This window comes from Bosea sp. (in: a-proteobacteria) (genome assembly GCF_023953965.1).
Classification (GTDB): domain Bacteria; phylum Pseudomonadota; class Alphaproteobacteria; order Rhizobiales; family Beijerinckiaceae; genus Allobosea.
In genome coordinates, this window is record NZ_JAMLIX010000001.1 from 103,391 (window position 1) to 116,101 (window position 12,711).

General features: G+C 62.4%; 10 protein-coding genes. 7 read left to right on the forward strand and 3 right to left on the reverse strand.

The features are described 5' to 3' along the window. Positions 1-14: 14 nt before the first annotated feature. The 3 genes from M9917_RS00455 to M9917_RS00465 all read right to left on the reverse strand — a co-directional run bounded on the left by M9917_RS00455 (position 15) and on the right by M9917_RS00465 (position 4,406). Positions 15-1,172 (reverse strand): acyl-CoA dehydrogenase family protein, encoded by a 1,158-nt coding sequence (locus M9917_RS00455; protein ID WP_297250257.1) that lies wholly within the window; start codon positions 1,170-1,172, stop codon positions 15-17. Between the two features lie 49 nt (positions 1,173-1,221). Further along, on the reverse strand, positions 1,222-3,393 hold the full coding sequence (locus tag M9917_RS00460; protein WP_297250259.1) for a CaiB/BaiF CoA-transferase family protein: 2,172 nt from the start codon (positions 3,391-3,393) through the stop codon (positions 1,222-1,224). 224 nt (positions 3,394-3,617) lie between these two features. Next, on the reverse strand, positions 3,618-4,406 hold the full coding sequence (locus M9917_RS00465) for an SDR family NAD(P)-dependent oxidoreductase (protein ID WP_297250261.1): 789 nt from the start codon (positions 4,404-4,406) through the stop codon (positions 3,618-3,620). 306 nt (positions 4,407-4,712) lie between these two features. On the opposite strand from M9917_RS00465, the gene M9917_RS00470 reads away from it, so the two are divergent. The 7 genes from M9917_RS00470 to M9917_RS00500 all read left to right on the forward strand — a co-directional run bounded on the left by M9917_RS00470 (position 4,713) and on the right by M9917_RS00500 (position 12,494). Next, positions 4,713-5,519, forward strand: coding sequence for an enoyl-CoA hydratase (locus M9917_RS00470; protein ID WP_297250263.1), 807 nt, complete (start codon positions 4,713-4,715; stop codon positions 5,517-5,519). A gap of 61 nt (positions 5,520-5,580) precedes the next feature. Next, positions 5,581-6,624, forward strand: a complete 1,044-nt coding sequence (locus M9917_RS00475; protein ID WP_297250264.1) for an ABC transporter substrate-binding protein — start codon at positions 5,581-5,583, stop codon at positions 6,622-6,624. A gap of 114 nt (positions 6,625-6,738) precedes the next feature. Next, positions 6,739-8,175, forward strand: coding sequence for an aldehyde dehydrogenase (aldA, locus tag M9917_RS00480; protein ID WP_297250266.1), 1,437 nt, complete (start codon positions 6,739-6,741; stop codon positions 8,173-8,175). A gap of 81 nt (positions 8,176-8,256) precedes the next feature. Beyond that, positions 8,257-9,132: an aldo/keto reductase gene (locus tag M9917_RS00485; RefSeq protein ID WP_297250268.1), complete on the forward strand. Its 876-nt coding sequence runs from the start codon at positions 8,257-8,259 to the stop codon at positions 9,130-9,132. Positions 9,133-9,442: 310 nt separating this feature from the next. Next, positions 9,443-10,417, forward strand: a complete 975-nt coding sequence (locus M9917_RS00490; protein WP_297250270.1) for a Bug family tripartite tricarboxylate transporter substrate binding protein — start codon at positions 9,443-9,445, stop codon at positions 10,415-10,417. Between the two features lie 92 nt (positions 10,418-10,509). Then, positions 10,510-10,983 carry a tripartite tricarboxylate transporter TctB family protein gene (locus M9917_RS00495; RefSeq protein ID WP_297250272.1) on the forward strand — a complete coding sequence of 158 codons (474 nt, stop codon included), beginning with the start codon at positions 10,510-10,512 and terminating at the stop codon, positions 10,981-10,983. 5 nt (positions 10,984-10,988) lie between these two features. Further along, positions 10,989-12,494 carry a tripartite tricarboxylate transporter permease gene (locus tag M9917_RS00500; RefSeq protein ID WP_297250274.1) on the forward strand — a complete coding sequence of 502 codons (1,506 nt, stop codon included), beginning with the start codon at positions 10,989-10,991 and terminating at the stop codon, positions 12,492-12,494. The last annotated feature ends 217 nt before the right edge of the window (positions 12,495-12,711 follow it).

Sequence of the window (12,711 nt, forward strand, 5' to 3'; positions counted from 1 at the left end):
GATATGGCGTTGCGCTAGGCGCGATAGGCCGGGATGCCGGTGATCTCCCGGCCCTCGATCAGTGTGAGGATCTGGTTGGTGCCGTCCGGGATCGGCAGCATGCGCGCGTCACGATAGAGCCGCTCCAGCCCGAGCTCGGTGCTGATGCCCATCGCGCCGTGGACTTCCATGGCTTCCGAAATGGCGCGCTGGCAGGCGGCGAGCGAATAGCGCTTGGCCATCGCCGAGATCTGGTTGGAACGCTCGCCGCGATCGATGCAGGACAGGGCGTAGTAGCAGAGCAGGCGGCTCGACGTGATCGCGGTGGCGATGTTGGCGAGAAGCTCCTGGACGAGCTGGAATCCTGCGATCTTCCGGCCGAACTGAACCCTTTCACCGGCAAAGGCCAGCGCCGCGTCATAGGCCTTCTGGGCCAGGTGCACGGCATAGAGGCCCATGAAGGGGCGGTTGGCGATCCAGGTCTCCGTCAGGACACGCGACGCGTCCCCCGTCTCGCCCAGGACGTTGCGCTTGGGCACGCGGCAATCGACGAAGGTCGCCTCGCCGAGATGACCCGACTTGAGCCCCAATGTCGGGATCTTCCGCGTGGTGAAGGGCGATTCCTCCTTGTCGATGACGATCCGCATCATGCGGCTGAGGCCGTTCTCGTCGCGCCCGACCGAGGTCGTCACCATCATCACGTCGCAGACGCTCGCATTGGTGACCCACATCTTGGTGCCGTTGACGATGTAGTGGTCGCCGTCCTCGACGGCCGTCGTCCGGATGCTGCGCGGATCAGAACCGGCATCCGGCTCGGTTGTGCCCGTGCAGGTGATCTTGTTGCCGGCGATCAGGTCCGGCAGGATGCGAGCGCGCTGTTCCGGCGTGCTGCCCCGGTAGATGCGCGCGATGGTGACTTCCTGCGCCCCGAGCGCCCATTGCGCCACCGGCGGCAGCTGCTCGAGGATCAGCCCGACGGTCAGCGCCGACAGGGCGGAGCCGCCGGCTTCCTCCGGCAGGCGCGCGGTGGTCAGGCCCTGCTTGGCGAGGATCTGGATCAACTGGCGCGTCGCGTCCTTCGGCAGGGGCTGATCGGGATCGTACCCGGCGATCAGCGGCTCGATCTCCTGGCTCACCATGCGCCGCGTCGCGTCCTGGGCGATCCGCTGTTCATCCGTCAATTCGAAGTCCATGCCTCACTCCTCGACAATGCGTCGTGTATGGCTTGCTTGGTCCCTGCGGCTAGGACGCCGCGCCGCGCACCGCGCCTTCATTCGCAGCCCGCAATTCCCCGAGAATTTCGCCGCGATGGAAATCGACCGGCGCGGCCGGCTCCATGAGGCGCGGAGGCGTTTCCATGAGCCGCAAGGGACAGGCCAGGACCGGCCACGCGAAACCGCGATCATGGCGGTAGTCGAACAGCCGCCTGTCCGCGACCAGCGGCAGCTTCAGCATCTCCAAAACGCTCAGGACCGGCGCCGCCTCGATGCCCTGCCGCTTCAACTCGGCATCAGCCTCGGCGCGCGTCATCTGCCTGAACCGGTCGAGCGGGAGGGCCTGCCATTCGCCCCGCGGTTCCACGGCGACGACATAGCCGTCGCTGCACGGGATCGTCTTCACTGTCGGCCTTCTGGCCCGGCCGTCCCAGACCAGTTGCGTCACCCATGCCGAGGCGTCCTGCATGGAGATGTCGAGGCTGACCCCCGGTCCGCCCGCGGCGACGTATTCCAGCGCGGCGATGATGCCCAGCAGCCCGAACTGCGCGCCGAGCAGATCCGAGATGGAGATCCCGGCCTTGACCGGCTCCCCGTCCCGGCTGGTCTCGGCCATGATGCCCGCTTCGGCCTGGATGACCGTGTCATAGGCCGGCCGGCCGGGATAAAGCGAAGACGCGCCGTAGCCGTTGATCGAGCAGTAGACGAGGCGCTCGTTCATCGCGTGCATGGTCTCGAAAGAGAAGCCAAGCTTCGCCAGCGCGCCGGGCTTCATGTTCTCGACGACGACATCCGCCTCGCGGACCAGTTCGTTGAAGATCGCTGCATCCTGCGGGTCTTTCAGGTCGAGGCTGATCATCTTCTTGCCGGAGTTGTTGAACCGGCAGAAGATCGACTGGCCGTCCAGAAGCGGCGGCCAGGTCCGCGTGCTCTCGCCGCCCGGCGGCTCGACCTTGATCACCTCTGCACCCAGAGCAGCGCAGTAGCGCGCGACGAGCGGCGCGGTGGTATACTGGCCGATCTCGATGACCCGCACGCCGTGCAGCGGCAGCCGCATGGGGCCGGACGCAGCGGATCGAGCGGACGGCGCCGTCCCAGTAGCTTCCACCCGGGCGGCCGAGGCCGCGTCGATCCGGATGGGAGAGCGGGAAATATAGGTCTTCCCCCCGGCGGAAGCGTCGTCGACCTCGAAGACCGATCCGCGTGCGACGAGGTTCGGCTCCCGCGGAAAGCCGTCGTTGCGGACGACGCGGCCGTTCGCGATGGAGATCGCCGAAAGTTGCCGGCCGCAGTCCTCGATCGAGTGCCGCTCGGTCCAGGCCTGGATCGCGGCATCGACCTGGGCGCGCCGGGCGACGCGGCCGAACTGGTTGGCGAAGTCCGGGTCCGCGGCCAGTTCGGGACGGCCGATCAGTTGGCAGAGACGCTGCCATTGCTGGTCGTTGCCTGCGCAGATGACGAGCGAGCCGTCCGTGGCGCGATAGGTGTTCCAGGGCGCCGCGGAGGGGTGAGTGTTGCCCATGCGCGCAATCGGCGTCTCGCCGCCGACCAGCGGCTCGGCGACGAAGGTCGCCATGGCGACGAAGGCGCAGTCGAACAGGCTCATGTCGATGGCCTGGCCATGCCCGCTCTGCCGCCGCACGCGCAGCGCGGCGACAACGGCCGCCGCCGCGTAGAGCCCCGTCGTCATCTCGACCACAGGGAAGCCGATCGGCACCGGTGGACCGTCGGACACGCCGGTGGTGTCCACGATGGCCGACATCGCCTGGATCTGGAGCTCCGTCAGCGCCGCGCCGCTGCCGGCCATGGCACGGCCGAGCGCCGTGATGTCGCACAGGATCCGCCGACCGTCGTCGCGGCTCGACGCAGCCTGCGCCTCCGCGACGTCGGACGAGAACAGCGCGACATCCGCATCGCTCTCGGCCGCGACGAGTGCGCCGCCGCTGAGGATCGCCTTGCCGTGCCGCAGATAGGCGTAGCCGTCATAGCCTGCCGGGCCGGCCGCCGAAGCGTAGCTGCCGGAGCAGGAGACCTCGGCGCCGAGCTCCCGAAGCAACGCGCCGCAGACGCCCACCGCCAGCCTCTCGCCGCTCTCGACGACGCGGACGCCGCGCAGAGGCATGCTGAACGGCGCGGCGGCAGCCTGGCGCGCCTCAGCGCCACCCGCCCCCGACTCGGCTGCCTGGACTCTCGCGGACACGAACCTGTCTCCCCAGCTGCGGCAGTTGGCGCCGCCCTTCTCTAATTCCGTTTAACGGAATTTGTTATCATATTTGATTATTGAGCTACTGCGCCTTCGCCGGCTTGTCAACGCCTGCTCGAGCGCGCAGCCCGATCATGTTGAAGGCGCAGAGCGGTCAATCCCGGGCCGAATTCGGCGTAGAATCAAAAGGTTGCGCCGACGGCCCGCATCGGCGCGCCCCATCAGGCCATCAGGAAGCCGCCATTGACGCTCAGCACCTGCCCGGTCACCCAGCTCGACTGCTCGGCACTGAGGAACGCGACGGCGCCGGCGATGTCGTCGGGCTGCCCCAGACGTCCGACCGGGTAACGCGCCAGGATCTTCCGCTCACGCGCGAGAAAGCGCTCCTCGCCGAGTTGGGCGCGCAGCGCCGTCTCCCGCTGCGCGCGCAGCGGCGTGTTCGTCGCGCCCGGCGAGACGACGTTCAGGGTCACACCATCCTTTCCGACCTCCTGCGCCACCGATTTGATGAGCGCGACGACGCCGCCCTTGGCGGCCGCGTAATAGGAAAGGCGCGCCTGGCCGATCAGCGCGGAGTCCGAGGCGAGGTAGACGACCCGGCCATAGCCCCGGCGGACCATGTCCGGCAGGACGGCCTTCAGGCAAAGCATGGCGCCGAAAAGGTCCACGCGCAGGATACGCTCCCAATCCTCCGGCCCGGATTCCAGGAACAGGTTGTCATGGGTGATCGCCGCACAGTTGACGAAAATATCGATCTCACCGAGCTCCCGCTTCGCACCCTCGACCATCGCGGCGACCGACTGCGCATCGCCGATATCGGCGGCCAGCCCCACCGCTGTGGAGGACAATTCCCTCGCGGAAGCTGCCACCGCCTCGCCATTCATATCGGCGAGAGCGACCCGCGCCCCGCTGTCGCTCAGCGCCTTGGCACAAGCAAATCCGATGCCGCGCGCGGCACCGGTGATCAATGCATTCCTACCTGTGAAGTCAAAAGCACGTCTTACGTCCATCACATCCCCTCGTAATAATTCAAGTAAACTTCAGATTGTAACGAATTCTATTCGATATATCGGTATAATGTAGTTTTAAAATCTGGATTTAGGCAGATAGTCATACCGGAATATACCGATCTATTCCGACATCTTCTGTGGCTGGCGCCGCTTCCCGGCCGCAGGCGAGACGGGGCCGATCACGTTTTCCGTCCATCGGAATTAACTTGCGTGCCTGCACCCCGCAAGCTATATTTTCAAAAAAATGGCATCACATTCCGATTAGCGGAATTACTAAAACGGAATACCGACCCAGGATATGGAGGAATGCCGGTGGCGTCCGAGGAAGCACGAGAAGGCGTTGTCACTCTGCACAAAGCGGGCCGGGTTGGTTATATCGCGTTCGAGAATCCTGCCCGCAAGAATGCCGTCTCCCTCGAGATGCTGATCGACTTTGAGCGTATTATCATCGACCTGGTGAACGACAAGAACATCCGCACCATCGTCATCACCGGCGCTGGCGGAAACTTCGTGACGGGCGCCGACATCTCGAAATTCGAGAAGGTCCGCTCGACGGAAGAAGGCATCAAGCACTACGCCGAGACCAATGAGCGGGTCTACGGCCTGGTGCTGAACTGCCCAAAGCCGACGATCGCGATGATCCGCGGCTATTGCGTCGGCGGCGGCCTGAGCCTCGCCATGGCCTGCGACCTGCGCATCTGCAGCAGCAACGCGCGCTTCAGCCTGCCCGCGGCTAAGCTCGGCCTCGGATATAGCCCGAGCGCCTTGAAATGGTTCGTCCACATTCTCGGCCCGGCCCAGACCAAGGAGATCTTCCTCACCGCCCGCCTGTTCAATGCGGATGAGGCCTTCGGTATGGGCCTCGTCAACCGCACCGTCCCCGACGAGGCGCTGGACGAGTTCGTCGGCGAATATGCCGAACTGATCGGCGGCAATGCGCCGCTGACGCTGGAATCGATCAAGGTCAGCATCGCGCAGATCCTGCGCGGCGAGGCGGCTGCCGACAGCGCCATCTGTCAGGAATTCGTCGACCGCTGCTGGAAGAGCCAGGACTACGTCGAGGGACGACGCGCCTTCATCGAAAAGCGAAAGCCGGTGTTCGTGGGGGCGTGAGAAGCCCAGCCGCTGCCGCCTGACTTAAACAGAAGAACAGAACGAGCCAAGGGGGAAAAGAATGATATCGCGTCGTAACGTTGTCATCGGCGGAGCGTCCGCAACCACGATGATCGCCATGCCTTACGTGGCCAGGGCTGCGCAGAGCGTCGTCTTCTGCGGTGTCGGCGGCAGCGCTGCCGAGACCTACAAGAAGAACATCTTTCCGAAGTTCGAGAAGGCCTTCGGCATCAAGGTCCAGTATATCCCCGCGACCATTATGGAAGGTCTCAGCAAGCTCGAAGCTCAGCGCGCTTCGCCGCAGATGGACATTGTGATGGTGACCGAAGAGGGGTATGCACAGTATCGACAGAAGGGGCTTTTCGAGCATATCACCGCTGATATTCTTCCTGCCATCACCGATATTTATCCCGTATTGCGCTATCCGGGCGACGATGGGGTTCCGATCCAGGCGGTGACCACCGGCATCGCCTACAACTCGAAAATCTTCGAAAGCAAGGGGCTGAAACTTCCGACCTCGGTCCAGGACCTGTGGCGCCCGGACCTGAAGGGCCGTGTCGCGATCTGGCCCCCGGCGACGACGACGGGCGTGCTGATGCTGCTGATGATCGCCAAAGTCGAAGGCGGAAGCCCGACCAATATCATGCCGGCCTTCGAACGCCTGAAGAAATTCAAGAACGACGTCTACTTCAACATCGCCGACGAAATGACGCTGCTATTCCAGCAAGAGACGATCTGGCTGGGCTGGTGGAATAACGTGCGCGCATCGTTGGTGGCCGATACGGGCTTCCCGGTTTCGTTCATCACCCCGGTCGAAGGCGCTCCGCTGTTCACCAACGGCACAACCTTGGTAAAAGGCGCTCCGAACAGGGAAAATGCTATCAAACTGATGAACTGGCTGCTTTCGCAGGATGGCCAGGAACTGATTGCGCAATACTACTATGGCGGCCCGGTAGCCCAATCGGTCAAGCTTGATCCTGAACTCGCGAAAAAAGTGGCCTACGGCAAGACGATCATGGATGGAGCTTACATGGCCGACATGAGTGCTGTCGTAAGCGAACGTTCCAAGTGGATCGATCTCTGGGCGCGCGAGATCGCACGATAAATCCGGCCACGAATCCAACAGCGGTTCATCTGAAATACCACCTCTCGGCCCGGGAACCGCATGTGCGGGTCTTGAGCGGGCTGCGGCCGGAGGTGTCCAGTCTTTGGAGGTAGCATGACGACGCGTCACCGCAATTTCATTAACGGCAAGTTCGTCGATACGGCGGGAGGCAACTTCATCCCCGTGTTCAACCCTGCAACCGATCAGGTGATTTCGGAAATTCCCGACACGCCAGCCGGTGTCGTTGCGGAGGCAGTCGCGGCAGCCAAGGCGGCGCAGAAAGGCTGGGGCAAGCTGCCAGCCATCCAGCGCGCCGCGGCGCTGCGCGCGCTCTCCGCGAAGATTCGCGAGAACCAAACGGCGCTGGCGCGGACGATCGTCGAGGAGCAGGGCAAGATTCTCGGCCTTGCCGAAGTCGAGGTGGCGTTCACGGCCGACTATCTGGACTACATGGCCGAATGGGCGCGCCGCATCGAGGGTGAGATCATCACCTCCGACCGGCCGGGCGAGAACATCTTCCTGTTCCGCCAGCCGATCGGCGTCGTCGGCGGCATCCTGCCCTGGAATTTCCCGTTCTTCCTGATCGCCCGCAAGCTCGGGCCCGCTCTCGTGACCGGAAACGCCGTCGTCATCAAGCCGAGCGAGGAGACGCCCAACAACGCGGCCATGTTCGCGCAGCTGGTGGCGGAAACGGATATTCCGCCCGGCATCGTGAACTTCGTCTTCGGAGGCGGCGGGTCCACGGGCGCTGCCCTGTGCGACGACCCTGACGTCGGCATGCTGAGCTTCACCGGTTCGGTCGAAACCGGCTCCCGCATCATGGCCGCGGCGGCGAAGAACATTACCAAGGTCAATCTCGAGCTCGGAGGCAAGGCGCCGGCGATCGTCCTGGCCGACGCCGACATCGACCTGTCGGTGAAGGCCATCCGCGACTCGCGCGTCATCAACAGCGGCCAGGTCTGCAATTGTGCGGAACGCGTCTATGTCGATCGCCGTGTCGAGGACGAGTTCGTCTCGAAGCTCGCTTCGGCGATGGACCAGGCGACCTATGGCGATCCGTTGGCGAACCAATCGGTCGACATGGGCCCTCTCATCAACAAGAAGGGGCTGGCAAAGGTCGAGGGCCTGGTCCAGCGCGCCTTGAAGGCCGGCGCCAATCTGGTGACGGGCGGTTCCGTCGCGGAGCTCGGATCCGGATCCTACTATCGGCCGACGGTGCTGACCGGGTGCGGGCAAGCCGACGAGATTATGCAGAAGGAAATCTTCGGCCCGGTCATCCCGGTCAATACCTTCGATACGCTCGACGAGGCAATCGAGCGGGCGAACGACTCGATCTACGGCCTGACCTCTTCGATCTATACGCGCGATATCGGCGTCGCGATGCGAGCCTGCAACGAGATCCGCTTCGGCGAAACCTATATCAATCGCGAGAACTTCGAGGCGATGCAGGGCTTCCACGCCGGAACCAGGAGGTCCGGGATCGGCGGAGCCGACGGCAAGCACGGGCTCTACGAATATACGCAGACCCACGTCGTCTATCTGCAGAGCTGAGACGACCGGCTCGACATGTTGCAGGCGCGCCCCGCTCGGGGCGCGCCTGCGAGACGAACGCGACGCTCCGGGGGCGGTTTGATGTGCGGCATCTATTTCAGAAAGAGCTTCCAGCGCTCCTTCGGAACCTATCCTCTGAAAGGAGAAGAGCTGAAGCAGGCGCTGGGGCACGCCCTCGCGGTCGGCTACCGCGCCATCGACACGGCCCAGAGCTACCAAAACGAGGCCGAGGTGGGGCGCGCCATAGCGGAATCCGGCATTCCGCGGGACGAGCTCTGCATCACGACCAAGGTGAGGCCCAGCAACTTCGGCCCGAACGAATTCCTCCCCAGTGTCGAGAAGAGCCTGACGGAGCTTGGACTGCCCTTCGTCGACGTTCTCCTGCTGCACTGGCCACCGATCGGCGGAGACGTCCGGCCCTCGCTCGAATGGCTCCAGAAGGCGAAGGAACGAGGCTACACGAAGCATATCGGCATCAGCAATTACACCGTCAGCATGATGAAGATTGCCAAGGATCACATCGACGGGCCGATCGTCACCAACCAGGTCGAGTTCCATCCCCTGCTTGATCAGGGCAAGTTGCTGTCGGCGGCGAGCGAGCTGAACATCCCCCTCTCCTCCTATTGCTCGATGGCGCGCGGGGCCATCTTCAAGCACGAACTGTTCGCGCAACTCGGCGAAGATTACGGAAAGGAAGCGGGGCAGATCGCACTTCGCTGGATTCTGCAGAAAGGCGTATCGATCAATACGATGTCGACCAAACCCGACCATATCCGCAGGAATTTCGATGTGATGGATTTCACCCTGTCGAGCGTGGACATGGCCCGGATCGATGGGCTGACGGCCACGAATCTGCGGATCAACACCCAGGACATCACACCGTTCGCGCCGCGCTGGGATTCAGCGGCGCACGCATCGCGACCGCCAGGGGGGGCGCGGCCCCATTCTTTCCCCTGACGCTCAGGGTCAGTGGCAGCGCCGGGTCCTCCCGGCCGAGACCGCCGCAAGTATTCCACTCAAAGAGGAATCAATACACAAGGCGCACGGCAAGACGATAATCCAATATCGCACCTTCGAGCGACTTCGGGACGACTACGACGCATATATAACGACGACGAGAACGGTGAGGTCGCGGATCTGCTTTGCCTTAAAGAAGGCGACCAAGGTGGAATGATCAGCGGAACGTCGATGCGAGGAAAATCGGAGCTTTCGTCGCCAGGCGGCTATCCGCTGCTGTTCAGACAAACGAAAACCGGGAGGAATACCTATGAAGCCTGTCTATGCTATTGCCGCGGCTGCCATCGCCGCCCTATTTTCGGGGCTGGCCCCGGCCAGTTCATCAGCCCAGGAATTCCCCAAGCGCACGGTCACTATTCTGGTCGGCTTTAGCGCGGGCGGAGGGACCGACACCATCGCGCGTATGATCGCAGGTGCCTTGACCAAGAAATGGGGCCAACAGGTGATCGTCGAAAACCGGCCGGGGGCTAACGGCGCGATCGGCGTGCGCACGCTGAAGAGCGCGCGTCCGGACGGCTATACGCTGGGTATGTGGTCAACCTCTGATGTCGGCAATGCTTCGGTCCAGAACAAACTCGATTACGACCTCGTCAAAGACTTTGAGCATATCAGCCAAGTCGCGTCCGGCGCGACCGTACTCGTCGTCAACAGCAAGCTGCCGATTAAAGATTTGGCGGGCTACATCGCGTACGCCAAGGAGCATCCTGGCCAGTTGAACGTATCCGTCGTCACTGGCGGCGATCTGCACCTCGATACGATCCGTCTCAACAAGGCAGCCGGTATCGAAACCGCGCTGATCGGCTATCCGGGCACCGCTCCAGGGCTAACCGACGTGGTTGGAGGCCAAACCGATGCGGTTCTGCTGCCTATCGGACCGGCAAAGCCGCATATCGAAAGCGGCGCTCTGAGGGCCGTCGCAGTGGGCTCGACACAGCCTTCCAAGCTTCTGCCCAATGTTGCCCCCATGTCCAGCACGCTGCCAAACTTCACGAGCACGTTTTTCTATGGGCTGGCCGGTCCCAAGGGGACCCCTGCGGATATCGTCAAGAAGATCAATGCCGATGTTCAAGATGCATTAAATTCACCGGAAGTCATTGAAAAACTCACGACGCTCGGCTTCGTCGCCGACGGTAGCTCACCAGAGGCATATCGAAACATCATTGCTGAAAAATTGAAAAACTCACGTGAAGCTGCCGTCCTTGCAGGGATGGTCAAGCCTGAATAATCCTACAATCTACACAATAGACCGCAGAAGATCCACTTCTGCGGTCATTCTCTGACTTACATATAGGTAGATCGTAATAGGACAAACCTAATATGAGTGGCTTTAATTTTAAAGTGGCAAAGCCAAAGGACCTGATCCTTGGTATTATCTTTCTCCTGCTTGCGGCCTCCGTTGTTTCAGTTGCCAGCGGCTATAACATCGGAACGGCCCGACAGATGGAAGCGGGTTACGTTCCGATCATCATGGGGTGCTGTCTCGGCGCAATCGCCCTGATCCTGATCGGCAGAAGCTTCTTCGGCGAAAATGAGCCGACCGCGCCGTTCTCGATCCGGCCTACGGTCTACGTGTTGGGATCCACAATCCTGTTCGCGTTATTGATCGGGCCGCTGGGCCTGCCAATCACCGTATTCCTGGTTGTGCTCCTGTCGGCGTTGGCCGACGACCCGCGCAGACCGGCATCCACTGTTCTGGTGCTCGCCGCGTTCCTCGCGGCAGGAACGACGCTCATGTTCCCGATCGCCCTTGAGCAGCAGATACCGATCGTCGGCTACCTTTTCGACCGTTGAGTGACATGGACATTCTTTCAAACATCGCACTTGGCCTTTCCACGGCCATCACACCGGACAATCTTCTCTATTGTCTTGTGGGGTGCCTTCTCGGCACTCTGGTCGGGGTTCTGCCCGGCCTGGGACCGGCAGCGACGATCGCCATGCTGCTGCCGCTGACGTTCGGTCATGATGCCACCGGGTCGTTGATCATGTTGGCGGGCATCTATTACGGCGCGCAGTATGGCGGATCGACGACGGCCATGCTGATCAACCTTCCCGGAGAGCCGTCGAGCGTGGTCACCGCGCTGGATGGATACAAGATGGCGAGAGCGGGCCGGGCCGGGCCGGCACTGGCAATTGCGGCTCTCGCCTCGTTTTTCGCCGGCACCATCGCAACGGTCATCATCGCATTCTTCGCCCCGGTCCTCGGGGCAATGGCCCTGACTTTCGGCGCGGCTGAATACTTTTCGCTCATGGTTCTCGGCCTCGTGGTGGCGGTTGCGCTTGCGCGCGGCTCCTTCGTCAAGGCGCTCGGGATGGTCGTCCTCGGAGTCACGCTCGGGCTGATCGGTTCGGACAGGGGTTCCAGCGACCTTCGTTTCACTTTCGGGATACTTGAACTCAGCGACGGGCTGAACATCGTTGCCGTCGCCATGGGCATGTTCGGCATCACCGAAGTCATCCACAACTTGCCGGGAGGAACCCAGCGTCGATCGAGCCTGCAACCTTCGCTGCGCGATCTCTGGCCGCAAAAGGATGACATCAAGGCATCGACCGGCCCGGCAATACGAGGCACGGCGATGGGCGTCCTGCTCGGCATGCTTCCGGGAGGCGGCGCCATGTTGTCCTCCTTTGCCGCGTATCTGCTGGAAAAGAAACTGTCCCGGGAGCCTCAGCGGTTTGGAAACGGCGCGATCGAAGGTGTAGCGGCTCCCGAAGCTGCCAACAACGCCGGCGCCCAGATGTCCTTCATTCCCCTGCTGACGCTCGGCATTCCGTCGAACGTCAATGTGGCCCTGATCGCCGGCGCGCTGATCATCCAGGGGATCCAGCCGGGCCCCGGCATCATCCACCAGCAGCCGACATTGTTTTGGGGGCTGATCGCCTCGATGTGGGTCGGAAACCTGATGCTCGTGATCCTCAATCTGCCGCTCGTCGGTCTGTGGACGAGACTTCTGACGGTCCCCTATAGCTTGCTTTATCCATCGATCATCATCTTCTGCTGCATTGGCGTCTATTCGCTGAATAACTCGCCGTTCGACGTCTATATCATGATCGCGCTCGCTTTTTTTGGCTATGTTTTGAGGTTGCTCGACTGCGAGCCCGCGCCCCTCATCCTGGGTATGGTTCTTGGCCCGCTGATGGAGGAGTACCTGCGGCGCGCGATGCAATTGTCGCGAGGTAACCCGATGATCTTTATCGAGCGTCCGCTCAGTGCTGCCCTCGTTGCCGCGACGGTCGCAATCGCGCTCTTGATTGCCGTCCCGATGGTGAGACGCAGCCGCGAGATCGCCCTGCAGGACGAATAGGGAAGGCTTGCAGGCAATGCGACCTCGGCACGAAGCTGCCGGCAGCGAGATAAGAACGGGCTGGACCTGGCCGGGGGTTACCAAACGCGCGCTGTTGAGCCTTGCTTCCGCAACACGTGCCGTCCGAACCGGCGTGCAGATGGATATCTCGCCGGCCGTGGCGTTCGAGCGCGTTCCGGGAGACGCGCTAACCCAGGTTCGCCGGACGTTGACGGCG